Consider the following 24241-nt stretch of genomic DNA (forward strand, 5'->3'; position numbering starts at 1 on the left):
TGCCCGGGTGATGCGTTCGGCATGCGCTGGACGGCCTTGTGCCGCAGTGGGGTTCAGCCCCGGAGCTGGCGCTCCATCTCGTCGGCCACCACGTGGGCGAGGACGCCACCCTCGGCCCGCATCCCGTCGACAGCGCCCTCGCGGTCGGCGTCCGACCGGTTCTGGCTCAGCTTGGCCTTGCCCTCGACCGACTCGACGAGGACCTCGATGCCGACGATGGCCCGCAACCGGCCGCGGACGTACTTCGGCGGGGCATCGCTGACGGCCCAAGGCCGCTCGCGCCCGGACTCGTGGCGCTCGGTGAGCCGGGTGACGACGTCGAGCACCCAGTCGGGGTCGTCGTGCACCGTGACCGTGCCGCGCAGCTGCACCTCGCTGTAGTTCCACGTCGGCACGACGCGCCCGTGCTCGGCCTTGGAGGCGTACCAGGCCGGGGACACGTAGGCGTCGGCGCCACCCACGACGACGAGACCGGGTGAGGCCGGCGCGATGCGGGCCCAGTGGTCGTTCGCGCGGGCGACGTGGCAGAGGACCCGGTCGCCGTCGACGAGGACGGGCAGCAGGGTGGAGTCCGGTCGACCGTCGGGGCCGACGGTCACGAGGCGCGCGGCCGGACGGTCCGCGAGGAAGGCCGTGACGTCCGGGTCGGCCATGGCGTTCGCCTTGGGCACGTACATGCACCGATGGTGTCACGGGCCGGACGGGCGGACAGGCACGGAGCCCGCCGACGGGTGTCGACGGGCTCCGTTGGGGAGGGGGCGGGATCAGCTGTGCCGGTGCGGGGCCCGGCGGGGCGCGGCCGTCCACGGACGCGGGCTACCGGCGTGCGGGGCCGGGACGACGTGCAGTTCGGCGCGCTGGGGACGCTCGGCCGCGGGGTCGAGCCGCTCGGCGAGGCTGCGCAGCAGGAGAGCGGCCCGGACGTGCCGGCGGGTGCGTCCGGCCTTGGGAGCGTGGTGGCGGGCGGCGACGCGCTCGACGATGCGGTCGCGGGCGATCGCCTCCTGCGGCGACAGGCTCAGGGTCCCGGTGCTCATGCGAGGCTCACCTGCGCCCGCTTGACCCGGATGTCGCCGCTGCCCGAGTGCACGACGAGGCGTGCCTGGGCCTCGGAGTCCCCGGGGCCCGACGTCTCCTCGAGGTCGATGTCGACGTCGCCGGTGACGGTGTTGAGGTCGAGGTAGGCCGCGACCCCGTGGGCGACGGCGATGGTGACGTCGCCCGTGCCGGTCCTGGCCCGGACCTCGCCCCCGTGCACGCCGTCGAGGGTGACGTCGCCCGTGCCGGTCGTCAGCTCGAGGTCGCCGGTCGAGGCACCGATGTGGAGGTCGCCGGAGCCGGTCTTCGCCTTGACGGCCGCGTCGGAGCGGCGCAGCGAGATGTCGCCGCTGCCCGACGTGAGGTCGAGGCGACCGCCGCCCGTGCCGACGGTGATGTCTCCCGACCCGGTCTTGGCGTCGAGGTCGCCGCTCGCCGACTGGAGCGTGATGTCGCCCGAGCCCGACTTGAACCGGCCGGACCCGACCTCGTGGAAGGTGAGGTCGCCGGCGCCGGTGGCCGCGCGCACCTCCCCGAGCAGCCCGGCCGCGGTGACGTCGCCGGCGCCGGTCTTGGCGTCGACCGAGCTCGCTGCGGGCAGCTCGACCTCGACGTCGACGGAGCCCTTCGTGCCGAGCGAGAAGAAGCTGTCGCGCAGCTTCGGCGCGAGCACGGACACGTCGTTGCCGTGCGCCTCGACGGTGAACTTCTCGGCGATCTCGGCACCGTGCTTGCCGTGCGGGTGGAGGCGGACGGTCGTCGTCGGACCGCTGCCGACGGTCAGCGTCAGGTCGCCGACGAGGAGCTCGGCCTTGAGGGTGATGGGACCCGTCGTGTCGAAGCGGGTCTCGAGGGTGGTGCCCATGGGAAGTCCCCTTTGCTCGGTGGTGGTCGTGGTGGTCGTTGCCTGGTCAGGCAGGGTCATCGGACCCAGCCCTGCACGCGCTTGTTGGAGGAGCGGTTGCGGCCGGGGGCGCCGGGTCCGAACTGCGGGCCGGGCGGCATCGGCGGGAAGCCGGGCATCGGCGGCACGCCGGTCCCCGTGGCGGCGCGGACCGCGTTGACGATCCACGTGTTGAGCGACTGGCCGCGGCTCGTCGCGAGCTCCTCGGCCCGGACCTTGAGGGCCTCGGGCAGGCGCAGGGTGATGCGCGAGGTCTCGGCCCCCTCGTCATCGGGTGACACCACGGTGGTGTCAGCGGTGTCGATGACCTGAGTGTCGTCGGCGACGGCCGACGGGCCGGCCCCCACGACGACGAAGACGGGCTCGCGGCCTTGCAGCCGCACCTCGACGGAGGCGCCGTCGAGCTCGTTCGTGATCTCGGCCGCCGCGTGCGAGAGCGCGTCCATGAGGGCCAGACGTGCGGACGAGTCGAGGGCGAAGCCGATCCGCTCGGCGGCCTGCTCGGTCTCCGGACCCATCGCCCTGGCCGCCTGGGCGAGATCCCGACGCAGTGCGTCGACGTACTCGGTGATGTCCATGTGCATCACTATGACACCACTGTGGTGTCACGTCAACACCATGATGACGCGGAGTCGCCGACGGGTACGTTGAGCGGGCCCCTCACCCCTCGTGAAAGGTGCCCGATGCGCAGCCTCGGAACCTCCGACCGCCCGTCCGTCCGCGCCCTCTCGTCCGCCATCGAGAAGGTCTCCTCGCGCACCCGTGCGCGCCAGTTCGTGCGGGTCATGAACCGGATGGGCGCCTCGCCCGCGGCGATCCTGCCCTTCGTGCAGGACTCCCCCAACTTCACGAACCGGCGCTTCGAGGGAGAGGAGCCCTCGCTGCGCCCGCGGGTCAAGGCCCAGACGAGCGCGCTGCTCGCGGCCATCCGGGTCAGTGGCCGTGGCCGGCCGGCGGGCACCGTGCCCGTCGTCGCCGCGACGCCGCCGCAGCAGCCGGGCGAGCTCGCCGTCACGTGGTACGGCCACGCCACGAGCGTCCTCGAGCTCGACGGCGCCCGCTTCCTCATCGACCCCGTCTTCAGCGAGCGCGTCTCGCCGATCCGTCACTCGGGACCGAAGCGGATGCACCCGGTCCCCGGGTCGATCGCCGACCTCCCGAGCATCGACGCCGTCCTCATCAGCCACGACCACTACGACCACCTCGACCAGCCGTCGGTCGTGCGCCTCGAGGAGACCCACCGCCCCCACTACGTCGTGCCCCTCGGGGTCAACGCCCACCTGCTCGCCTGGGGCGTGCCCGAGTCGCGCATCACCGCGCTCGACTGGCGCGGCGAGACCGAGGTCGCCGGCATCCGGCTCACGTGCACCGAGGCGCGGCACAACTCCGGGCGCGGGCTCGTCGACAGCCAGACGCTGTGGGCCGGCTGGGCCCTCCACGGCCCGCGTCACACGGCCTACTTCGCCGGCGACTCGGGCACGTCCAAGCGCTTCGCCGCGATCGGCGCCGACCTCGGCCCCTTCGACGTGACCCTGATGCCCGTCGGGGCCTACGACTCGTTCTGGCCCGACATCCACATGGACCCCGAGCAGGCGCTCGCGGCCCACCGCGACGTCAACCGCATCGGCGACGAGGTGCACGCCCTCACCGAGGACGCCGCCGGTGTCGCCGACGCGTTCATCGAGGGCGACCAGCGCATCGACACTCCCGGTGGCACCCACGAGGAGGGCGATCCCACCGAGACGACCCGCACCGTGCAGACCGCCGCCCGCGAGTCGCTCCTCGTCCCGGTCCACTGGGCCACCTTCAACCTGTCGATGCACTGGTGGGCCGAGCCCGTGCGCCGCATCCGTCGTGCCGCGGTCGAGGCGCGGGTCCCCGTCGCCTTCCCCCGCGTCGGTGAGCGCGTCGACCTCACGACCGGTGACGCCGCCGCGGTCGCCGCCGCCCACGCCGACCCGTGGTGGGAGGAGTGCGCGGCGCCCGAGGACCGCGACTGACCGTCGGGAACTCGGGCGGCCTGCCCGACGCTGGACGAGAATGACGGCAGCCCGCACTCGCGTGGCCGCCCGAGCCGTGAGGCACGACAGGCAGGAGAAGCCCGTGCAGCTCCCGATCCTCCGACGGATGGGTGCGTCGACCGCGACGCAGCGTCAGCGCGCGACCGCGTCGCCGAACTACCGCGACGGCGAGTTCCGCTCGCACGAGCCGACGCACGTCGTCGCGACGTCCGAGGCCGAGGGCCCGGGCAGCATGCTCACGACGATGGTCCGCGAGTTCGGCCGCGGCCGCCCGCGCGGCACCGTCCCGCTCGTGACACCACGTCACCCGCACGAGCCGGCCGACCTGGCGGTGACGTGGTACGGCCACGCCACGAGCGTCGTCGAGCTCGACGGTCGTCGCTTCCTGCTCGACCCCGTCTTCGGCAAGCGGGCCTCGCCCTCGGTCGTCGCCGGGCCCAAGCGCCTGCACCCGGTCCCGGGCCGCATCGCCGAGATCCCGCACCTCGACGCGGTCGTCATCAGCCACGACCACTACGACCACTACGACCACCTCGACGAGCCGTCGATCATGCAGCTCGAGCGCACCCACCGCCCGCACTACGTCGTGCCGCTCGGGGTCGACGAGCACCTGCGGTCGTGGGGCGTGCCCACCGGGCGCATCACGAGTCTCGACTGGCGCGAGGAGACCGAGATCGCGGGCATCCGCATCACGTGCTCCGAGGCCCGGCACTTCTCGGGACGCGGGTTCGTGCGCAACCAGACCCTCTGGGCGGCGTGGTCGCTGCGCGGGCCGCGCCACGCGGTCTTCTTCGGCGGTGACTCGGGACCGACCCACCGCTACGTCGACATCGGCGCGGACCTCGGCCCGTTCGACCTGACCATCATCCCGATCGGCGCCTACAGCGTGCACTGGCCCGACATCCACCTCAACCCCGCGGAGGCGATCGAGGCGCACCTCGACGTCAACAAGGGCGAGACCGACTCGGTGCTGCTGCCCATCCACTGGGCCACCTTCAACCTCGCGACGCACTGGTGGAGCGAGCCTATCCGGTGGGCCCGGCGAGCCGCCGCCGAGCGCGGCGTGCGGATGGTCGCCCCGCGCGTCGGGACCCGGATCCAGCTGAGCGACAGCGACGTCGACGAGGTCGTCGCCGCGCACCAGGACCCGTGGTGGGAGTCCTGCGCCGCCCCCGAGGACCACGACTAGGAGCCCGTCCGGCGACGGACCGCCGTCAGCGCTCGCCCTGCGGGCCCTCGAGCACGCCACCGCCGGTGTATGCCGGGTCGTGGCGGTCCGCCCGTCCGCCCGGTGCCGCGGTGGGGTCGCCCCCAGCCGCGGGGGTCCGGAAGATCCAGCGACGCATGGCGACGAACCGCGCCGCCGTCGAGAGCACGTTGGCCACCGCCACGACGAAGGTCTGGACGAGCGTCCCCGCGCCCGGGGCGACCGCTCCGAGCACCGCGAGCGCGGCGGTCGTGGCGGCATACGTGATCGCGAAGATGACGAGCGCCTGGCCGTGGTGCGCCACGAGGTTGCGGCGCCCCGAGACCCCAAAGGTCCAGGCCCGGTTGAGCCCGGTGTTGACGACCGTCGCGATGACGAGGGCGACGCCGTTGGCCAGCTGGGACGGTGCCCCGCCCCGCACCAGGGCCGCGAAGAGGCCGAGGTGCAGGGCGGTGGAGAGGACTCCGACGCCGGCGAAGCGGATGACCTGCTGGGAGAGGTGTGCTCGCGACACCGACGTGGGGGTCGGCATGCTACTGGAGGGGCTGGGTCAGGTCGTAGAACGTCGAGCCGTCGATCGTCACCGGGGTGAAGTTCTCCTGCACCCACGAGCTGATCTCCGACGAGGCGCTGCTGCCACCGTTCTGGTTGCCGAATCCCCGTCCGCCGCCGGCGAAGTAGTGGATCTGGCCTTTCGCGACGTACTGCTGGAACTGCGCGAGCGTCGGGCTCGGGTCGGAGCCGTTGAAGCCTCCGATCGCCATGACGGGCAGCTGCGTGCCGAGCTGGAGACCGGCCGCCGTCTGCGAGCCGACCGCTGCCGCGACCCACGTGTAGCTGCTCGCGTCGGCCGACAGGGCCGCGACGACCGCGGTGCTCGGCGTCGAGGCGTCGAGCAGGCCGCCCATGCCTCCCATGCCTCCCATACCTCCGGCGCCACCGGGACCGCGGCTCGATCCGGCGGGACCGGCCGTCACGATGGACCCGCTGTGGCCCTGTGCGGTGGTCGACACGGCATACGCCCCCGGGCCGGCGAGGCCCGCGACGAGGGCCGCGGCGAGGACGAACGGGACGGCACGGGCGTGCATCCAGCGGGTCGCGAGGATGAGCAGGGCCGCGGCCATGCCGACCGCGAGGACCGAGATGCGCAGCCAGTCGCCGTAGGCCGTCGTCCGCGACAGGAGGATGAAGCCCCACGTCGCGGCGGCCACGGTCGCGGCGGCGAGGGCGATGGTGCCGACCGCGCTCGAGCGGCGCTGCCAGGCCTCGACCGCACCCATGCCGACGACGGCACCGATGGCGGGGGCCAGGGCCACGGTGTAGTACTCGTGGAAGATGCCGGCCATGAGGGAGAAGACGAGCATCGTGACGACGAGCCAGCCACCCCAGACGAGGTAGGCGGCGCGGCGCAGGTCGGTGCGCGGACGACGGCCACGCAGCCACAGACCGGCCGCGAGCAGGATGAGCGCGCTGGGGATGAGCCACGAGACCTGGTCGCCGACGCTCGAGGAGAACATCCGGAAGAGGCCGGTCGAGCCCCACATGCCGCCGCCTGCCGCCGGACCGCCGCCGCCGACCGAACCGGTCTCGTCACCGCTCAGGCGACCGAGGCCGTTGTAGCCGAAGGTCAGCTCGAGGAAGGAGTTCGTCTGGCTCCCGCCGATGTAGGGACGGGCGGACGCCGGCATGAGCTCGACGATCGCGACCCACCAGCCGGCCGAGAGCACCATGGTGCCGACGGCGAGCAGGGAGTGGACGATCCGCTTGCGCAGCGTCGTCGGCGCAGCGATGAGGTAGGCGAGCCCGAAGAAGGGGACGACGAGCAGGACCTGGAGGGTCTTGGTGAGGAAGCCGAGGCCGATGAAGACGCCGACGATCATCATCCACTTCGGCGAGGCCTGCTCGATCGCCCTGATCGTGGCCCACGCGCCGAGTGCCATGAGGAGCGTCAGGAGCGCGTCGGGGTTGTTGAAGGTGAACATCAGCGCGGCGACGGGCGTCAGCGCGAGGACGACGCCCGCGATGAGTCCGGCAGCGGCGCCGAAGTGGCGCTTGACGGTCGTGTAGACCACGCCGACCGTCGCGACACCCATGAGCGCCTGCGGCAGCAGGATCGCGAAGGAGCTGAGACCGAGGACGCGCACCGAGAGTGCCATCACCCAGAGCGAGGCCGGCGGCTTGTCGACGGTGATCGAGCTGGCGGCGTCGGAGCTGCCGAAGAAGAAGGCCTTCCAGCTCTCGCTGCCGGCCTGGACGGCCGCGGAGTAGAAGGAGTTGGCGTAGCCGCTCGCCGTGAGGTTCCACGTGTAGAGGACGAGCGTGACGAGCAGGAGGCCGAGGAGCGCGGGACGGGCCCACGCCGGGTCGGCGTCGGCTCCGCGCCACAGGCGCCAGAGCCGGCCGGGACGACCCGCACGGGCGGGCGGCTGCGTGGTCTGCGGGCGGCTGTCCGCCGGCCCGACGGGCGACGGTGCGGTGCTGCCCGCTGTGCCGGTCCCGCCCGTGGTGGTGAGGGTCATCGTGTCCATGTCCCCCACCGTCGAGCCCGGGACTGTGCGCTTCCTATGACCCGACTTTGGTGCACTGATGAGTGCAGCCGGCCCGTGAGCCGGGGACGTCAGGGGGCGGCGGGCAGGAGCAGGCTGAAGGTCGTGTCGCCGGGGCGGCTGTCGAGCTCCACCCGGCCCCCGTGGGCCTTGGTGACGGCGGCGACGATCGACAGACCGAGACCGGTGCTGCCACCAGCGCGGACGCGAGCGTCGTCGCCACGGGCGAACCGCTCGAAGACGTTGGGCTGCAGGGCATCCGGCACGCCGGGCCCGTCGTCGTGGACGGCGACCCGCACCCACTCACCCTCGGGTCGCACCGACGTCGTGACGCGGGTGCCGTCGGGGGTGTGGGTACGCGCGTTGGCGAGCAGGTTGGCGACCACCTGGTGGAGCCGGGCGCCGTCACCCGTCACCTCGACGGGCTCGGGCGGCAGGTCGAGGTCCCAGCGGTGACCGGGCGACGCCGCGTGGGCGTCGCTCACCGCGTTGATGACGAGCATCGACATGTCGACCGGGGCCACGTCGAGCGGGCGGCCCGCGTCGAGGCGCGCGAGCAGGAGCAGGTCCTCGACGAGCGAGCTCATCCGGTTGGCCTCGGACTCGATGCGACCCATCGCATGGGTCACCGTCGGCGGGACGGGGTCGGGCTCGCGGCGCGACAGCTCGGCATAGCCCTTGATCGAGGCGAGCGGCGTGCGCAGCTCGTGCGACGCGTCGGCGACGAACTGGCGCACCCGCTGCTCGCTCTGGTGACGGGCGTTGAGCGCCTCGTCGACGTGGTCGAGCATCTCGTTGAAGGCCGCGCCGACCTGGCCCACCTCGGTGCGCGTGTCGGTGTCGATGGGGTCGACCCGGGCTCCGAGCGCGACCTTGCCCGAGTCCAGCGGCGTCTGCGACACCTTCGTGGCCGTCGCCGCGAGCCGACGGAGCGGCTCGAGGTTGCGTCGCACGAGCCACGTCCCGATCAGGGCCACGAGGATGATGCCGGCCGCGACCGTGCTGATCGCCAGGACCACCATCTGCTGGACGGTGCGCTCCTGCTGCGTCATGGGCAGACCGACCACGAGGACGCCTGGGGTGGCGTCGGGTGAGGACGGAAGGCTCCCCCTCGGCCGGAGCGTCTGGTACGTGGCGATGACGCGGTACGTCCCGAGGTTCCCGCCCAGGTCGATGTCCGTGGCGTTGGGACCGAGCCCCGCCCCGGCGAGGACCTGCAGCTGGGCCGCGGTGAGGTTGGTCGGCTGCTTGTCCAGGGACGTCGCCTTCCCGATGTCCGTCGGGAACAGGCTGGTGGGTTTCGTGGGGAGGAAGGCGTTGAGCCCTTCGTCGCCCGGCCCCCCGAAGCGCCGTTCGTCGTCCCCGCTCACGCTGAAGTCGGGCAGTGGGCCCCCGCTCAGGATGCGGGTGAACGACTCGTGGAGCTGGTCGTCGACCTGTCCGGTCAGCTGGCGGTCGAGGGCGACGACCGTGAACGCTCCCGTGGCGAGGCTGAGCAGGGTGAAGAGGGCGAGCATCGAGGCGACGAGCTTGGCGCGCAACGTCCAGGCCGACCACGGCCGCACCTGGTCACGCGCGTCGGCAACTCGCCGGCCCAGCGGCACCCGGGCGTCGGCGTCGCCGTCCACGCCGTCCTCGGGGCGCGGCGTGGCTGCGGCAGGTGTCGGGACGGCATACGCCATCACATCGTCGGGCTCCTCGTCACGGAAGCCGACGCCCTCGGGGGCGAGGTCGGGCGCGTTCGCGCCGTCGTCGTCGGGCAGGTCGGCGCGGTCCGGCAGCTCGGTGTCCGCCTCAGGCGGCCGGCTTGAGGACATACCCAGCTCCTCGCATGGTGTGGATCATCGGGTCGCGCCCCGCGTCGATCTTCTTGCGCAGGTAGGAGATGTAGAGCTCGACGACGTTGGCCTGGCCGCCGAAGTCGTAGTTCCAGACGCGGTCGAGGATCTGCGCCTTGGACAGCACCCGCTTGGGGTTGCGCATGAGGTAGCGCAGCAGCTCGAACTCGGTCGCGGTCAGGTGGATCTCCTCGCTGCCGCGCATCACCTCGTGGCTGTCCTCGTCGAGGGTGAGGTCACCGACGACGAGGACCGAGTCGGACGCCGACACGGCGATCGTCGTGCGGCGCATGAGCGCTCGGACGCGGGCGACGACCTCCTCGAGCGAGAAGGGCTTGGTGACGTAGTCGTCGCCGCCGGCGGTGAGGCCCGAGACGCGGTCCTCGACGGCGTCCTTGGCGGTGAGGAAGAGGACGGGCACGTTGCTGTTGTCGGCGCGCATGCGTCGCAGCACCTCGAGACCGTCGAAGTCGGGGAGCATCATGTCGAGCACGACGGCGTCGGGGTCGAACTCGCGGGCCGCGCGCACGGCCTCCATGCCGGTGCCTGCGGCGCGCACCTCCCAGCCCTCGTAGCGCAGCGCCATGCCGAGCAGCTCGGTGAGGTTGGCCTCGTCGTCGACGACGAGCACCCGCACCGGGGAGCCGTCGAGTCGCTGGAGTCGGGCCGCTGCGGGCTTGGTCTTCTCGCTCATGTCATCCAGTGAAACCCCTGGGCCTGTGCCGTGACCAGTACCTTCCTGTGCGAATCCTGTGGAGTGACTGTCCCGAAGTCCCAGCGGCTCGATGGCTGCACCACAGCACCCACACAGGCAGCCGCCCGACCGTTGGCCCCATGAGCAACGAGTCCACGCCACAGGTCCCGGTGTCGCAGCCGACGCCCGCGCTGCCGCAGTTCGACCCGGATGCGCCGGCCGCACACCCCGCCCACGCCGCCGACGACACCCAGCAGCTCCCGTCGGCAGCGACCACCGAGATGCCGGTGACGCCGCCGGCCACGCCGTACGCGTATGCCGTGTCGCCGGGTGCCGCTGCCGCTCCCATCGCCGGTCCCGGCGTGCCGCTCTCACCCACCGGCCTGCCGGTCCGCGAGAAGGCCGTCCGCGAGAACGCGGACGGCGTCGCGGCCACCGGTGACGGCTCGCGCTGGAGCGCGAAGAAGACCGCGGTGACCGCCGGCCTCGCGCTCGTGCTGACGTCCGCGGGCGCCATCGGCGCCGCAGCCGCCATGCCGGCCGGGTCGACGGGCGGGGACACGGGCTTCCGCGGTCCGGGCGGGGGTCGCACCTTCCCGTTCCCCGGCGCTCAGCAGGGCCAGCAGGGCCTGCCGGGGCTGACGAACCCGAACCAGCAGGGCACGAGCCCGCAGCAGCTGCCGAACCTGCAGAACGGTGCGCCGGGCGGCGGCCTCGGGGGCATCGACCCGAACCAGCTGGGCCAGCTCGACCCGCAGGACCTGCTCCAGCAGCTCGGTCAGGGCATCGACCCGTTCTCCGGGCAGTACCCGGGCCAGGACGACTCAGGCAGCGCCACCACGACCTGATCAGTCGCGCAGCCCTGCCGCGTACTCCTCGAGCGCCCTCGTCGCCCGGTCGACCTCGTCCTCGACCCGGGCGACGAGGGCTTCGTCGGCCAGGCGACCGGCGGCCCCGAGGTCCTCGACCTGGTGGCACACGTCGGCGAGGACCGAGGCTCCGAGGTTGGAGGCGGTCCCCTTGAGGCCGTGGGCGATCCGGCCCTGTGTCGTGGCGTCGCCCCGGGTGTGCGCGTCGACGAGCTCGGCGAGGCGCTGGCGCGCGCCCGAGCCGAAACGGTCGATGAAGCGCAACAGCATCGAGGGGTCACCGGGGTCGAGGTCGCGCAGCTCGTCGAGCCGACTCAGGTCGAGCACCTCGGGCACCTCGGGCGCACCGGAGCCGGTCTCGCTCGTCGCCGGCGGCGTGGCAGCGCGGGCCTGCGGCACCGGGCCGGAGCCGGTCCAGCGCTGGAGGGTCGAGGCGAGGAGGGCGACGTCGATGGGCTTGGTGAGGAAGTCGTCCATCCCCGCCTGGAGGCACCGCTCCCGCTCGCCGGCGATGGCCGAGGCGGTCATCGCGATGACGGGGAGACGGTGACCCTGCCCCTCCTGCTCCTCCCGGGCCCGGATGGCGCGGGTCGCGGCGTAGCCGTCCATCTGCGGCATCTGGCAGTCCATGAGGACGGCGACGACGTCGTCGCCGCGCGCGGCGTGGGCCGCGACGCCCTCGATGCCGTTGCGGGCGAGCACGACGGCGTAGCCGAGGCTCTCGAGCACGCCTTGGGCGACGAGCTGGTTGACCTCGTTGTCCTCGACGACGAGGACCGTGCCGAGCCGGCCGTCGGTGCCCCCGGGTGCACGGACCGACCGCTTCGGCACCGGCTCCGGCACGAGGTGCCGGCCCGCGACGTCGGCCATCGCGTCGAAGAGAGAGGACGGCATGACGGGCGCGGTGAGCGTCGCGTCGACTCCGGCCTCCTTGAGCGTCACCACGTCGGGAGGGGGCACGTGCGCGCAGACGAGCACGACGCGTACGCCCGCGAAGCGTTCGTCGGAGCGGATCATCCGGGCGACCTGCAGTCCACCGGCGCCGGATCCCGGGTCGTCGAGCACGACGACGTCGAGCGGCGTGCCGCCACGGTCGGCGCGGTCGAGCTGGACGAGCCCGTCGACGCCCGAGCCGGCGGACGTCACCGACATCGACCAGGCCGAGAGCTGCTCCTCGACCCGGACGCGGTGGGCCTCGTTGGAGCCCACGACGAGCGCCCGGAGCCCCGACACGGCCGCTGCCTGGGACTCGGAGCGGCCGACGTTGCGGGCCGAGGCCGGCTCGAACGCCGCGGTGAACCAGAACGTGCTCCCCTGTCCCGGCTCGCTCTCGACGCCGATCTCGCCGCCGAACGCCGTGACGATCTGGCGGCTGATGGCCAGGCCCAGCCCGGTGCCGCCGTACTCACGGGTCGTCGACGAGTCGCCCTGGGAGAAGGACTCGAAGAGCCGGGACCGCACCTCGGGCGCGATGCCGGCGCCGGTGTCGGTGACCTCCACCCGCAGCACGGGTCCGGTCTCGGTCACGTGGTCGAGCGTGAGGTGGATGGCGACGCTGCCGGTGTCGGTGAACTTCACGGCGTTCGTCGTGAGGTTGGCGACGACCTGCCCGAAGCGCACCGGGTCGCCCGAGACCATGAAGGGCACGTCGGGCCCGTGCGTCACCGACAGGTCGAGCGACTTGGCCCGGGCGCGCTCGGCAAGCAGGGCCACGCCCCGCTCGAGCACCGCGGCCGGGTCGAAGTCCACCGACTCGAGCTCGAGCCTGCCCGCCTCGATCTTCGACAGGTCGAGGATGTCGTTGACGAGCTCGAGCAGCACGTGGCCCGCCTGGTCGATCCCGTCGGAGAGCCGCCTCTGGTGCGGGGTCAGCTCGGTGCGGCCGAGCAGCTCGCTGAGGCCGATGACGCCGTTGAGCGGGGTGCGGATCTCGTGGCTCATCGTCGCGAGGAACTCCGACTTGGCGCGCGAGGCCGCCATCGCGGCGTCGCGTGCCTGGGCGAGGTGCTCGGCGGTCCACTCGCGGTCGGCGACCCGGGCGAAGAGCGCCGTGATCTGCCGGATCGTCACCGCGTCGGACTCGACCGGCAGCGCCGCGCTGCGCATGTCGAGCACGACGACGCCGGCCACCCGACCCTCGTGGACGATCGGCACGGCCACGACGGTCGAGCCGTCCGGCGAGGGCTCGGCCACGACCGACAGGCTCTGCGCGGCGCGGGCCGCGAAGTCCAGCCCGACCTCGACCGGCACGGGGCTGGACTCGGTGCCCTCCGGTGCACGGACCGGCTCCCCGAGGGCGCCCCCGGCGTCGACGACGGTCGCGAGCACCGGGCGCCACGTCGTGTGGCGCGCCACCTCGACGAGCACCGCGGGCAGCGCCTCGTCGAGCGTCGCGGCCTCGTTGGCCGCGGTGGCCATCGCCGTGACGAGCCCGAGCGCCTGCTCGGCGTCCTTCTTCTCCGTGATGTCCTGCGTCGTGCCGCCCATCCGGAGCGCACGCCCCTCGGGGTCGCGCGTCACGAGCCCCCGGCCGCGGATCCACACGATCTCGCCCGAGCTCTGGACGACGCGCGCGTCGAACTCGAACGCGTCCTCGGAGGCCACGGCGGCCTCGACGGCGCGGGCGACGTGGTCCCGGTCGTCGGGGTGGATGCGGGAGAGGAAGCCCTCGTAGGTCGGGGTGAGGTCGGTGCGGTCGAGGCCGTAGATGCGGTAGAGCTCGTCGGACCACGACACGCGGTCGGCGGCGACGTCCCACTCCCAGCTGCCGATCTTGGCGATCGACTGCGCCTCGGCGAGCTGGTCGAGCAGCTTGCGCTCTGCGCTGTACTCGCTGACGCGGTGCATCCAGCCACGTCGCGCGCCCGACTCGTCGACGAGGGGGGTGTGCGACACGAGCGCCCAGAAGCGGTCGCCCCGGGCGTCGAGGAGGCTGCACTCGATGTTGTCACCGGGGACGCCCTCGGCGGACAGCTCCTCGAGGTGGTGGCGGAACTGCTCCTTGCCGACGTCGTCGACGGCGTCGAAGACCGAGAAGCCGACCATGTCGCCGGGGCCGCGGCCGAGCATCTCGGCCATCCGGGCGTTCGCGAAGAGGGTACGGCCCTCCTCGTCGAAGACCCACAGCCCGTCGGGCGACGCGGCGACCATCCAGCGGTAGAGGTCGACCCCTGCCGCTTCGCGACCGCCCGCAATGCCCGACATGTCCCGATCCTCGCGCATGCCGGGCCGTGGCGCCCGGATGTCGTCGTCTTTTCGGCGCGTGAGCCGGCCGAAGGTGAGCCTGACCTTCGGTGACACCGTCCCCGTCGGGTGCCACGATCGACGGACACCGCCCCACCGTCGATCGGAGCACCACCCCATGTCCGACGTGCGCGCGTCCGACGAGCCCACGCCCCTCGACAACGGCCACGACCGCGAGGAGCCCCACGACGCCAACGTCGGAGCCCGCCTCAACTGGCTCCGGGCCGGGGTGCTCGGCGCCAACGACGGCATCGTCTCGACCGCCGGCGTCGTCGTCGGCGTGGCCGGCGCGACGGCAGACAAGGCCGCGATCATCCTCGCGGGGATCGCCGCGCTGTCCGCCGGCGCCATGTCGATGGCCGCCGGGGAGTACGTCTCGGTCAGCACCCAGCGCGACTCCGAGCGGGCCCTCCTGTCGCTCGAGCGCCGGGAGCTGCACGAGGACCCCGACGGCGAGCTCGAGGAGCTGACCCAGCTCTACGAGGCGAAGGGGATGCGGCGCGAGCTCGCCGCCGAGGTCGCACGCGAGCTGACGGCCCACGACGCCCTCACGGCCCACGCCGAGGCGGAGCTCGGCATCGACCCGACCGACCTCACGAACCCGTGGCACGCCGCCGGCGCCTCGATGCTCGCCTTCGTCGTCGGCGCCATCCTGCCGATGCTCACCATCACCTTCAGCCCGGCGTCGGTCCGCATCCACGTCACCGTCGTGAGCGTCGCGGCGGCCCTGGCGCTCACCGGCTGGGTCAGCGCCCGCCTCGGCCGCAGCCCGGCCACCCGCGCGGTCCTGCGCAACGTCGCCGGCGGCCTGCTCGCCATGGGCGTGACGTATGCCATCGGCGCGCTCGTCGGGGTCAACATCGACTGAGCCCGTGGCTGGGCTCAGGCCGGTTCCCGGCCCGCACGCGGCATACGACCCGATCAGCGCCCGCCGGGCTGTAGAGTCGAGGTGTCCCAAGCGCCCGTCCGTGGCGCTACCGCCGGTCCGGCGCTCGGGACACGGGGCGCGCGATGCGCGTCCACCGGGACTCGAGCCGAGTCCGCCGCCGACACCGATCCAGTCAGGCACGGTGTCGTCCGGGGGCCCAGCCCGCTCGACGTCCTCCGCGTCATCAGGAGGAACATGGCAACGCGCGTCCGCCGCCGACCGACCGACGGCCAGGGCCCCAAGCAGGGGCAGAACGGCCAGAACCAGGGTCAGCGGAAGGCCACCCAGCGCAAGGACGACCCCGCGCCGCTCATCCCCGTGCTCGCACGGCGGGTCCGCGAGGTCGAGTCCCGCGTCTCGAGCAAGGGCAAGGCCAGCCCCACGAACCGGACGAAGTTCCTCGTCGTGGCTCTGCTCATGCGGTCCGAGCGCGCCCGGGTCCGCGAGGACGCGTCGATCCCGTCGGCCACCCGCGCCGACCTGCTCAAGCGCCTCGACGGCATCGCGACGATCCTCGCGCAGATCGCGGCGCGCGACACGAGCCTGCTGACGCTGCTCGACGCCGACGCCAAGCCCGGCCCCGCGGCCCAGCAGATGCGCCGCGACTGGCTCCTCGAGTCGGGCGCCGAGCTCGCCGAGGAGGACCTCGTCATCCAGGCGCCCGAGCCGCCGCGGCCGGTCGTCCCGCCGCAGATCGCGGCCCGCCAGGTGATGCCGCAGTCGGTCCCGTCCCGGGCGCTCGCCAACCCGTTCCTGACGCCCGACGTCGGTCGCGCCCAGAGCGACTACCTCCCGAACCGGCTGGCCGGCTGGGACCTGCTGAGCCCGTTGTACCGCGCCTTCGAGCAGGGCGCGGGCGGCGAGGCCGCGTCGATGGACCTGCCGCCGACGCCGCAGATCGACCGCTTCTCCCCGCCCGGGTCGCAGCTCATGGTCCACCAGTCCCGCTTCCTCCAGAGCGTCCAGGAGGGCCACCGCACCTTCCTGCTCGCCGACGAGCCCGGTCTCGGCAAGACGGCCCAGTCGGTCATGGCCGCCTCGATCGCCGGCGCCTACCCGATGCTCGCCGTCGTGCCGAACGTCGTGAAGATCAACTGGGCCCGTGAGGTCGAGCGGTGGACGCCGCAGCGCCGGGTCACGGTCATCCACGGCGACGGCAACGACGTCGACGCCTTCGCCGACGTGTTCGTCGTCAACTACGAGATCCTCGACCGGCACTTCGGCTGGCTCTCGAGCTTCGGCTTCCGGTCGATGGTCGTCGACGAGGCCCACTTCATCAAGAACCTCCAGTCGCAGCGCTCGCAGCAGGTCCTGGCCCTCGGCGACCGGCTGCGCTCGACGACCCCGGGCGGCGACCCGCTCCTCATGGCCCTCACCGGCACGCCGCTCATCAACGACGTCAAGGACTTCGACGCGATCTGGCGCTTCCTCGGCTGGATCAGGGACGGCAAGCCGACGGCCGAGATCGTCCGGCGCCTCGACGACACCGGCCACACGCCTGCCGACCGCGCCTTCTACCCGGAGGCTCGTCGCGCCGTCATCGACATGGGCATCGTGCGCCGCCGCAAGGTCGACGTCGCCAAGGACCTGCCCGACAAGCGGATCGCCGACATCACCGTCGAGCTCGACGACGACCTCGGGCGCTCGATCCGCGAGGCCGAGCGCGCCCTCGGGCGCCGGCTGGCCCAGCGCTACCGGTCCCTCCTGGCTGCCGGCGACGGACGCGAGGAGGACGGCGAGCCCGACACGGCCCTCATGCGTCGGGTCGCCGCCGCCGAGCTGCGCGCCGCGTCGGCCGAGAAGGGCACCGACAACGTCTTCTCGCTCGTGCGCCGCATCGGCCAGGCCAAGTCGACGCTCGCGGCCGACTACGCCGTCCAGCTGTCGCACTCGGTCGGCAAGGTCGTCTTCTTCGCCAAGCACATCGACGTCATGGACGCCGCCGAGCGCGTCCTCGCCTCGGCCGGCCTGCGCACCGTGTCGGTCCGCGGCGAGCAGACCTCCAAGCAGCGCCAGGAGGCGATCGACGCCTTCCAGAAGGACCCCGAGGTCGCCGTGGCCGTCTGCTCGCTGACCGCCGCCGGTGTCGGCCTCAACCTGCACGCCGCCTCCAACGTCGTGCTCGCCGAGCTGTCGTGGACCGCGGCCGAGCAGCAGCAGGCCATCGACCGCGTGCACCGCATCGGCCAGGACGAGCCGGTCACGGCGTGGCGCATCCTCGCGTCCGGCACGATCGACTCCAAGATCGCCGAGCTCATCGACGCCAAGCAGGGGCTCGCCGCGCGCGCCCTCGACGGCAGCGACGAGGACATCACCTCGGGTGACACGCTCCAGCTCGACGCCCTCGTCGAGCTGCTGCGCCAGGCCCTCGTCGAGCTCTGACGCCCGCCTGCCGGGAGGGGACCCAGGTCCCGTTCCGGCGCCCCGGGCCGGGACGTATGGCCCTACCTCCTCACCGGTCCGCGCGATGGACTGGACCCGCGCCGCTGACCTGCGGCCCGAGGAGGAGACATGAGCACCATGCACGCGATCGTCTACCACGGCCCCGGTCGGAAGACGTGGGACGAGGTCCCGATGCCGACGGTCCAGGCCGACACCGACGCCGTCGTCAGGGTCGACACCGTGACCATCTGCGGCACCGACCTGCACATCCTCAAGGGTGACGTCGCTGCCGTCACCGACGGCCGGATCCTCGGCCACGAGGCGGTCGGCACGGTCGAGGAGGTCGGACCCGGCGTCAAGAACGTCAAGCCGGGCGACCGTGTGCTCGTCTCCTGCATCACGGCGTGCGGCGCGTGCCGCTACTGCCGCGAGAGCAGCTACGGCCAGTGCATCGGCGGTGGTGGCTGGATCCTCGGCCACAAGATCGACGGCACACAGGCGGAGTACGTCCGGGTCCCCTTCGCGGACACGTCGACGTATGCCGTCCCCGAAGGAGTGACTGACGAGGAAGTGCTCATGCTCGCCGACATCGGGCCCACGGGCTACGAGGTCGGTGTGCTGAACGGCCGGGTCTCGCCCGGTGACGTCGTAGCGGTGGTGGGCGCCGGCCCGGTCGGGCTCTCCGCCATCATGGGTGCCAAGCTCTTCAGTCCGGCGCACGTCGTGGCCATCGACCTGGCCGATGCCCGACTCGAGGCGGCCAAGCAGTTCGGGGCCGACATCACGGTGAACCCCTCCCGCGAGGACGCCGTCGCCGTCGTCCGGGGCCTGACCCAGGGCCTCGGCGCCGACGTCGCCATCGAGGCGGTCGGGGTGGCATCGACGTTCGAGCAGTGCGCCGCGCTGGTGCGTCCGGGTGGCACGGTCGCCAACGTGGGCGTCCACGGCGGCCCGGCCACCCTGCACCTGGAGGACCTCTGGATCAGGAACGTCACCATCACGACGGGTCTCGTCGACACCTACTCGACGCCGACCCTGCTGCGGCTCCTGGCGACCCACCACATCGACCTGGCCCGGTTCGTGACGCACCGCTTCGCGATGGCCGACTTCCTCGACGCCTACGACACGTTCGCCCGCGCGGCGGACACCGGGGCCCTCAAGGTGGTGCTGACGCGCTGAGTGGCGCGCGACCTCAGAGGTCGACGTGCATGATCCGCAGGCCCACGCGTTCCCCGGTCGGGAGCTCGTGGGCTCGCGGCACGGTGCCGACGACGGTGAAGCCGAGGCTCTCGTAGAGCCGCACCGCGCCGGTGTTCGTGGCGACGACGGCGTTGAACTGCATTGCCGCATAACCGGACTCGCGGGCCCAGTCGAGCGAGTCGACGACGAGTGCGCGACCCACGCCACGGCCGCGCGCCCCGGCGGGGACCATGTAGCTCGCGGTCGCGACGTGCGACCCGGGGCCGGGCCGGTTGCGGCCCATCTTCGCCGTGCCGAGGACCTGGTCGCCCTCGACGGCGACGGTCACGCGTCCGCCGGGGCCGTTCTCGAGCCAGATGCCGCGTGCCTCCGTCTCGGTGAGGTCGGTCGGGAACGGGAAGGTGTCTCCCGCGCGGACGACCTCCTCGATGACGGGCCACACGAGCGGCCAGTCGGTCTCGTCGAAGTCGCGGACGGTGATGGTGGAAGCCACTCGGATCGCCTTACCTCTCAGGGACATTCGCATCGAGCTCACTCAGCCACGCCACCGACGTCGCGTCGGACGGCATACGCCAGTCACCGCGCGGCGAGAGCGAGCCGCCCGCCACGACCTTGGGCCCGTTGGGCAGCGCAGAGCGCTTGAACTGGTTGGCGAAGTAGCGCTTGACGAAGACCTCGAGCCAGTGCCGGATCGTCGCGAGGTCGTATGCCCCCCGGTCGGCCTCGGGATAGCCCGCGGGCCACTCCCCCGCCTCGCTGTCGCGCCACGCGTTCCACGCGAGGTAGGCGATCTTCGAGGGGCGGTAGCCGCGCCGGAGCACGTGGAAGAGCGTGAAGTCCTGCAGCGCGTACGGCCCGATCATCGCCTGCGTGCTCTGCGGCTTCTCGCCCTCCTTGGCCGGCACGAGCTCGGGCGTGATCTCGGTGTCGAGGATCGAGGTCAGCGTGCCGGCGACCTCCTCGTCGAACTGGCTCGACGACACGACCCAGCGGATGAGGTGCTGCATGAGGGTCTTGGGCACGCCGGTGTTGACGCCGTAGTGGCTCATCTGGTCGCCGACGCCGTAGGTGCACCAGCCGAGGGCGAGCTCGGACAGGTCGCCGGTGCCGAGCACGATGCCGCCGCGCTGGTTGGCGATGCGGAAGAGGTAGTCGGTGCGCAGGCCGGCCTGGACGTTCTCGAAGGTGACGTCGTAGACCTCCTCGCCCCGGCCGAACGGGTGGCCCATCGCGTCGAGCATCTGCGTCGCCGCCGGGCGGATGTCGAGCTCCTCCCACGTGACCTCGAGCGACTCCATGAGCGCGATGGCGTTGCTCTTGGTGTGGTCGCTCGTCGCGAAGCCGGGCATCGTGAAGGCGAGGATGTCGCTGCGGGGCCGGTCGAGCCGGTCCATCGCCTTGGCCGCGACGATGAGCGCGTGGGTCGAGTCGAGGCCGCCGCTGACGCCGATGACGACCTTGGGCTGGCCGATGGCCCGGAGCCGCTGCTCGAGCCCGGAGACCTGGATGTTGTACGCCTCGTAGCAGTCGAGCGCGAGGCGGTCCTCGTCGTCGGGGACGAAGGGGAAGCGGTCGACCTTGCGGAGCAGCCCGAGGTCGCCGGCCGGCGGGTCGAGCTCGAGCTCGACGGTGCGGAAGCCGTCGGTGCGCGCGGCGAGGGTGCGGCGGTTGTCGTCGAAGGTGCCCTGCCGCTGGCGCTCCTGGCGCAGCAGGTCGAGGTCGATGTCGGCGACGGACGCGCGGGCGCCCTCGGGGAAGCGCTCGCTCTCGGCGAGGAGGGCGCCGTTCTCGTAGACCATCGTCATGCCGTCCCACGACAGGTCGGTCGAGCTCTCGCCCTCGCCGGCCGCGGCGTAGAGGTAGGCGGCGAGGCAGCGGGCCGACGCGCTGCGGGCGAGCAGGTGGCGGTCCTCGGCGCGCGAGACGGTGATCGGCGAGCCGGAGAGGTTGGTGAGGATCGTCGCCCCGGCGAGGGCCGCCTCGTGGCTCGGCGGGACCGGGACCCACATGTCCTCGCAGACCTCGACGTGCAGCACGAAGCCCGGCACGTCGGTCGCGCGGAAGAGCAGGTCCGGCCCGAACGGCACCCGGTCGCCCGCCACGTCGATGGTCTGGCCACGCTGGTCGTCGCCGGGGGCGAAGTGGCGCCGCTCGTAGAACTCGCGGTAGTTCGGCAGGTAGGACTTGGGCGCGACACCGAGGATGCGACCGCCGTGGATGACGACGCCGCAGTTGTAGACGCGCGAGCCCTTCTCGAGCGGCGCGCCGACGATGACGACGGGGCGCAGGTCCGCGGTGGCCTCGGCGATGCGGGCCAGGGCGTCGTCGACGGCGTCGAGGAGCGGGTCCTGCAGGAGCAGGTCGTCGATGGCGTAGCCGGACAGGCACAGCTCCGGGAAGAGCACGAGACCGACGCCCTCGTCGTCGAGCTCTCGCAGCTGCGTGATGACGGCGTCGGCGTTGCGCTCGGGGTCGACCGCGACGATCGGCAGGGTGCACGCGGCGACGCGGGCGAAGCCCTGGGCCCAGGAGCTGTAGAAGTCCATGGGCACAGTCAATCGCACGGCCGCGTGGGCGACGCGTGTGACGCGGGACTCGCCCGTGGGCGTGGGCGTGTCCGGACCGGATTTACTACCATCAGTAGTAGTCGGACAGTCGCCCGACCAGCATCCGAGGAGGTCACCATGTCGGACCAGAACCCGGTCCACGTCCTTCACCCGGAGGAGTCCTGGGGCTTCCTCCGCGAGCACGAGTTCGGCCGACTGGCCTTCCACCTCGTGGGCGAGGTCCACCTGACACCGATCAACTACGCCCTCGACGGCGAGCGCATCGTCTTCATGACGGCCGAGGGCAGCAAGCTCTTCGGTGTCACCGCCAACCCCGATGTCGCCTTCGAGGTCGACGAGGTCGTCGGCGAGCGCGCCACGAGCGTCATCTGCCGGGGCCGGGCCCGCACGCTCGAGGGGCAGGCCGCCTACGTGGTCGAGCGCCTCCCGGTGCGGCCGTGGGTCGACACCCCGAAGTCCGTCGTCGTCGCGATCGAGGTCGACGAGATCTCCGGACGCCGCTTCGACCTCACGAGGCCGTGGCTCCGGGACCTGCCCACCGGCTCATCCGGCTGACCGGCTGACCGGCTGACCGGCTGGCTCGCGCGCGCCCTCGTCTACCCTTGGCACGTGCCCCCGTCCGCCCGGAGCCCGCGCGCGCAGACCCTGCGCGCGCTCGTGCTGGCCCTGGTCGCCTCCGGCGGAGCCACGGTCGCGCACGCGGTCGGCGGCGGCCACCTCGTCCCGGGCGCCGGCGTCGTCGTCGCGACGGCCCTGCTGACCGGCGTCTCCCTGCCGTTCGTGCGCTCGGGTCTGACGGCCGTCCGGTCCGCGGTCCTGCTCGCCGCCCTCCAGGCGGCCGCCCACCTCGTGCACGGGCTCGCGGCGATGGCCGCGGGGTCCCCCGTCCACGGGACCGGCACCGGCCCGTCCCACGCGGCACACGGCATACGACCTCTCGGCCGCATCGAGACTGGCGCCGGGACGACCGACGCGGGTGGTGCGGTCGCAACGAGCGCGCTCACCGACCTGCTCCCCACCCCGACGATGCTGCTCGCGCACGTCGTGGCCGCGGTCGCCGTCGGTGTCCTGCTGACCCGCAGCGAGCAGTCGTGGTGGGTCGCCTGCGCGCTGGCGACTGCGCTCGCCGCCGGACTCGTGCGCCTGGCGCGCCGTCTCGGCGCCGGCGCCGTGACCCTGTGGCAGGCCATCGCCGCCACGGGCGTACGCCTGCGTGGCCCCCACCCCCGGGCGTCGACGGCCCGCGTCCCGGCCGACGTGTGGCGCGCGCGCACCCCGGTGCGGCGCGGCCCACCCGCACTCCTCCTCACCTGACACCCCCTCGCAGCGCCGGCCACCGCCCGGCCGCTGCCCCCTACCGTCATGCCCGAGGAGCACCATGCCCGTCATCGATGCCGCACGCCCGAGAACCCACGCCCGCAAGGGCGCCCGTCCGACCACCGGCCTCTTCCGCGCCTTCTGGCGGTGGCACTTCTACGCCTCCGCCGTCGTCGTCCCGGTCCTGCTCGTCCTCGCCGTCACCGGCCTCGTCTACCTCTTCCGCTTCCAGATCGAGCCGCTCGTCCACCCCGGCCTCCTGCGCGTCGACCACGCACAGGGCCAGCTGACCCAGCCGCGGCAGACCCAGCTCGAGGCCGTCCAGGCGGCGACCCCGGGCGCCACTGTCGTCTCGTTCACGGAGCCGGCCGGCGATGACGACAGTGCCCGCTTCACCGTCGAGACGGCGGAGGGGCTGACGCGCGACGTCTTCGTCGACCCCTACACCGTGCGGGTGCTCGGCTCGCTCGACCCGGACTCGACGATCAGCGGCACCGCCGTGCGCCTGCACGCCGACCTCATGGCCGGCCGGTTCGGCGACACGATCATCGAGCTCGGTGCGTGCTGGGCGATCGTCATGGCGGTCACCGGCTACCACCTCTTCCTCAAGGGCCGCCGAGCGCGCCGCCGCCAGCGCGCGGCAGGCGCGGAGGGCGCACGGCTGCGCACGACCCACGCCCGCACGGGTGCGTTCGTCGGTGCCGGGCTGCTGCTCCTGGTCGTCTCCGGCCTGCCGTGGACGGGCATCTGGGGCGAGCAGGTGCAACGGCTCGCCACCGACCGCGGCACGTCGATGTGGGCCGAGGACCCGGGTGCCCTGTCCAAGCCGACCTCGACCCTCGACGAGTCACTGCCGCACAGCCACCACGCCGTGCCGTGGGCACAGGGGAAGAGCCCTGTGCCGCAGTCGAGCCCAGACGCGGCGGGTGACGAGGTCAGTGTCGCGAACCTCGACACCGCCGTCGAGGTCGGCGACCGGGCCGGGCTCGCGCGCCCGATGACGGTCGCGCTGCCGTCGGACGACCGCGGCGTCTACTCGGTCATCGGCTACGCCTTCGACGACCCCGGGGCCGAGCGGACCGTGCACGTCGACCGCTTCGGCGGGCAGGTCGTCAGCGCCTACGGCTACGACGACTACCCCGCGCTCGCGAAGGTCGTCAGCCAGGGCATCGCGGTCCACGAGGGGCGCCGTTTCGGCACGCTGAACTTCTGGCTGACCGCGCTCTTCTGCGTGGCCGTCGTCGTGTCGTGCGTGACCGGGCCGATCATGTGGTGGCGCCGCCGTCCGCGCGGGGTGGGCGCCGTCGGCGCACCCCGAGGGCGTATGCCGTTCGCCTCGTCGCCGCTGCTCGCCGTCCTCGTCGTCGGGCTGGCGCTCCTGCTGCCGGTCTTCGGTGCGTCGCTCGTGGTCGTGCTCCTGCTCGACCGGCTCGTCATCCGACGGGTGCCCCGCCTGCGATCGACGCTGGGGACGGTCGACCGGTAGC

General features: G+C 72.8%; 20 protein-coding genes. 9 read left to right on the forward strand and 11 right to left on the reverse strand.

The features are described 5' to 3' along the window. Positions 1-53: 53 nt before the first annotated feature. From ACSSS0_RS08120 to ACSSS0_RS08135, 4 genes are all read right to left on the reverse strand, one after another. Entirely contained in the window at positions 54-677 is a 624-nt protein-coding gene (locus tag ACSSS0_RS08120) for an FMN-binding negative transcriptional regulator (protein ID WP_487230710.1), read from the reverse strand. Positions 678-764: 87 nt separating this feature from the next. Beyond that, complete coding sequence (locus ACSSS0_RS08125) at positions 765-1037, reverse strand: hypothetical protein (RefSeq protein WP_487230711.1); 273 nt, start codon at positions 1035-1037, stop codon at positions 765-767. Next, positions 1034-1903 carry a DUF4097 family beta strand repeat-containing protein gene (locus tag ACSSS0_RS08130; RefSeq protein WP_435984508.1) on the reverse strand — a complete coding sequence of 290 codons (870 nt, stop codon included), beginning with the start codon at positions 1901-1903 and terminating at the stop codon, positions 1034-1036. The genes ACSSS0_RS08125 and ACSSS0_RS08130 overlap by 4 nt, the downstream gene beginning before the upstream one ends. A gap of 56 nt (positions 1904-1959) precedes the next feature. Beyond that, positions 1960-2520, reverse strand: coding sequence for a toxin-antitoxin system HicB family antitoxin (locus tag ACSSS0_RS08135; RefSeq protein ID WP_435984507.1), 561 nt, complete (start codon positions 2518-2520; stop codon positions 1960-1962). A gap of 105 nt (positions 2521-2625) precedes the next feature. Between ACSSS0_RS08135 and ACSSS0_RS08140 the strand changes: the two genes are divergently transcribed. Continuing rightward, positions 2626-3942, forward strand: coding sequence for an MBL fold metallo-hydrolase (locus tag ACSSS0_RS08140; protein ID WP_435984506.1), 1317 nt, complete (start codon positions 2626-2628; stop codon positions 3940-3942). 103 nt (positions 3943-4045) lie between these two features. Continuing rightward, the gene (locus tag ACSSS0_RS08145; RefSeq protein WP_487230712.1) at positions 4046-5152 is read left to right on the forward strand and encodes an MBL fold metallo-hydrolase; all 1107 of its coding nucleotides are present in this window, start codon (positions 4046-4048) and stop codon (positions 5150-5152) included. Between the two features lie 25 nt (positions 5153-5177). On the opposite strand, the gene ACSSS0_RS08150 is transcribed toward ACSSS0_RS08145, so the two are convergent. The 4 genes from ACSSS0_RS08150 to ACSSS0_RS08165 all read right to left on the reverse strand — a co-directional run bounded on the left by ACSSS0_RS08150 (position 5178) and on the right by ACSSS0_RS08165 (position 10248). After that, positions 5178-5702 (reverse strand): GtrA family protein, encoded by a 525-nt coding sequence (locus ACSSS0_RS08150; protein ID WP_487230713.1) that lies wholly within the window; start codon positions 5700-5702, stop codon positions 5178-5180. Between the two features lies 1 nt (position 5703). Then, positions 5704-7698, reverse strand: a complete 1995-nt coding sequence (locus ACSSS0_RS08155) for a glycosyltransferase family 39 protein (protein WP_487230714.1) — start codon at positions 7696-7698, stop codon at positions 5704-5706. A gap of 89 nt (positions 7699-7787) precedes the next feature. Further along, on the reverse strand, positions 7788-9533 hold the full coding sequence (locus ACSSS0_RS08160) for a sensor histidine kinase (protein WP_487230715.1): 1746 nt from the start codon (positions 9531-9533) through the stop codon (positions 7788-7790). Then, positions 9511-10248 carry a response regulator transcription factor gene (locus ACSSS0_RS08165; protein WP_435984501.1) on the reverse strand — a complete coding sequence of 246 codons (738 nt, stop codon included), beginning with the start codon at positions 10246-10248 and terminating at the stop codon, positions 9511-9513. Before ACSSS0_RS08165 ends, ACSSS0_RS08160 begins: the two co-directional genes overlap by 23 nt. A 140-nt stretch (positions 10249-10388) precedes the next feature. Here ACSSS0_RS08165 and ACSSS0_RS08170 point away from each other — a divergent pair, with 140 nt between their 5' ends. Next, positions 10389-11096 (forward strand): hypothetical protein, encoded by a 708-nt coding sequence (locus ACSSS0_RS08170; RefSeq protein WP_487230716.1) that lies wholly within the window; start codon positions 10389-10391, stop codon positions 11094-11096. Here ACSSS0_RS08170 and ACSSS0_RS08175 read toward each other — a convergent pair whose 3' ends face one another. Beyond that, positions 11097-14321, reverse strand: a complete 3225-nt coding sequence (locus ACSSS0_RS08175; RefSeq protein ID WP_487230717.1) for an ATP-binding protein — start codon at positions 14319-14321, stop codon at positions 11097-11099. A gap of 157 nt (positions 14322-14478) precedes the next feature. On the opposite strand from ACSSS0_RS08175, the gene ACSSS0_RS08180 reads away from it, so the two are divergent. The 3 genes from ACSSS0_RS08180 (at position 14479) to ACSSS0_RS08190 (ending at position 18849) form a co-directional block, all read left to right on the forward strand. After that, positions 14479-15228: a VIT1/CCC1 transporter family protein gene (locus tag ACSSS0_RS08180; RefSeq protein WP_487230718.1), complete on the forward strand. Its 750-nt coding sequence runs from the start codon at positions 14479-14481 to the stop codon at positions 15226-15228. A 255-nt stretch (positions 15229-15483) separates the two neighbouring features. Continuing rightward, positions 15484-17670, forward strand: a complete 2187-nt coding sequence (locus tag ACSSS0_RS08185) for a DEAD/DEAH box helicase (protein ID WP_487230719.1) — start codon at positions 15484-15486, stop codon at positions 17668-17670. A 138-nt stretch (positions 17671-17808) separates the two neighbouring features. Continuing rightward, the gene (locus ACSSS0_RS08190) at positions 17809-18849 is read left to right on the forward strand and encodes a zinc-dependent alcohol dehydrogenase family protein (RefSeq protein WP_487231198.1); all 1041 of its coding nucleotides are present in this window, start codon (positions 17809-17811) and stop codon (positions 18847-18849) included. 13 nt (positions 18850-18862) lie between these two features. Here the strand turns inward: ACSSS0_RS08190 and ACSSS0_RS08195 are convergent, their stop codons facing one another. Both ACSSS0_RS08195 and ACSSS0_RS08200 read right to left on the reverse strand, forming a co-directional pair. Next, a complete protein-coding gene (locus ACSSS0_RS08195; RefSeq protein ID WP_487230720.1) occupies positions 18863-19363 on the reverse strand; it encodes a GNAT family N-acetyltransferase in 501 nt (166 codons plus the stop codon). Between the two features lie 10 nt (positions 19364-19373). Then, on the reverse strand, positions 19374-21416 hold the full coding sequence (locus ACSSS0_RS08200) for an NAD(+) synthase (RefSeq protein ID WP_487230721.1): 2043 nt from the start codon (positions 21414-21416) through the stop codon (positions 19374-19376). Between the two features lie 138 nt (positions 21417-21554). Between ACSSS0_RS08200 and ACSSS0_RS08205 the strand changes: the two genes are divergently transcribed. The 3 genes from ACSSS0_RS08205 (at position 21555) to ACSSS0_RS08215 (ending at position 24240) form a co-directional block, all read left to right on the forward strand. Then, the gene (locus ACSSS0_RS08205) at positions 21555-21992 is read left to right on the forward strand and encodes a pyridoxamine 5'-phosphate oxidase family protein (protein WP_487230722.1); all 438 of its coding nucleotides are present in this window, start codon (positions 21555-21557) and stop codon (positions 21990-21992) included. A gap of 54 nt (positions 21993-22046) precedes the next feature. Further along, positions 22047-22751 (forward strand): hypothetical protein, encoded by a 705-nt coding sequence (locus ACSSS0_RS08210; RefSeq protein WP_487230723.1) that lies wholly within the window; start codon positions 22047-22049, stop codon positions 22749-22751. A gap of 64 nt (positions 22752-22815) precedes the next feature. Next, complete coding sequence (locus tag ACSSS0_RS08215; protein WP_487230724.1) at positions 22816-24240, forward strand: PepSY-associated TM helix domain-containing protein; 1425 nt, start codon at positions 22816-22818, stop codon at positions 24238-24240. Position 24241 lies beyond the last annotated feature (1 nt).

This window comes from Terrabacter sp. R4-6 (assembly GCF_057529065.1).

Bases quoted from the DNA above. Each gene is read 5' to 3' on its own strand.
- ACSSS0_RS08165 (WP_435984501.1), bottom strand. From the start codon at position 10,248: ATGAGCGAGAAGACCAAGCCCGCAGCGGCCCGACTCCAGCGACTCGAC.
- ACSSS0_RS08130 (WP_435984508.1), bottom strand. From the start codon at position 1,903: ATGGGCACCACCCTCGAGACCCGCTTCGACACGACGGGTCCCATCACC.
- ACSSS0_RS08215 (WP_487230724.1), top strand. From the start codon at position 22,816: ATGCCCGTCATCGATGCCGCACGCCCGAGAACCCACGCCCGCAAGGGC.
- ACSSS0_RS08190 (WP_487231198.1), top strand. From the start codon at position 17,809: ATGCACGCGATCGTCTACCACGGCCCCGGTCGGAAGACGTGGGACGAG.
- ACSSS0_RS08185 (WP_487230719.1), top strand. From the start codon at position 15,484: ATGGCAACGCGCGTCCGCCGCCGACCGACCGACGGCCAGGGCCCCAAG.
- ACSSS0_RS08175 (WP_487230717.1), bottom strand. From the start codon at position 14,321: ATGTCGGGCATTGCGGGCGGTCGCGAAGCGGCAGGGGTCGACCTCTAC.
- ACSSS0_RS08200 (WP_487230721.1), bottom strand. From the start codon at position 21,416: ATGGACTTCTACAGCTCCTGGGCCCAGGGCTTCGCCCGCGTCGCCGCG.
- ACSSS0_RS08205 (WP_487230722.1), top strand. From the start codon at position 21,555: ATGTCGGACCAGAACCCGGTCCACGTCCTTCACCCGGAGGAGTCCTGG.
- ACSSS0_RS08180 (WP_487230718.1), top strand. From the start codon at position 14,479: ATGTCCGACGTGCGCGCGTCCGACGAGCCCACGCCCCTCGACAACGGC.
- ACSSS0_RS08125 (WP_487230711.1), bottom strand. From the start codon at position 1,037: ATGAGCACCGGGACCCTGAGCCTGTCGCCGCAGGAGGCGATCGCCCGC.
- ACSSS0_RS08150 (WP_487230713.1), bottom strand. From the start codon at position 5,702: ATGCCGACCCCCACGTCGGTGTCGCGAGCACACCTCTCCCAGCAGGTC.
- ACSSS0_RS08160 (WP_487230715.1), bottom strand. From the start codon at position 9,533: ATGTCCTCAAGCCGGCCGCCTGAGGCGGACACCGAGCTGCCGGACCGC.
- ACSSS0_RS08140 (WP_435984506.1), top strand. From the start codon at position 2,626: ATGCGCAGCCTCGGAACCTCCGACCGCCCGTCCGTCCGCGCCCTCTCG.
- ACSSS0_RS08170 (WP_487230716.1), top strand. From the start codon at position 10,389: ATGAGCAACGAGTCCACGCCACAGGTCCCGGTGTCGCAGCCGACGCCC.
- ACSSS0_RS08120 (WP_487230710.1), bottom strand. From the start codon at position 677: ATGTACGTGCCCAAGGCGAACGCCATGGCCGACCCGGACGTCACGGCC.
- ACSSS0_RS08135 (WP_435984507.1), bottom strand. From the start codon at position 2,520: ATGGACATCACCGAGTACGTCGACGCACTGCGTCGGGATCTCGCCCAG.
- ACSSS0_RS08155 (WP_487230714.1), bottom strand. From the start codon at position 7,698: ATGGACACGATGACCCTCACCACCACGGGCGGGACCGGCACAGCGGGC.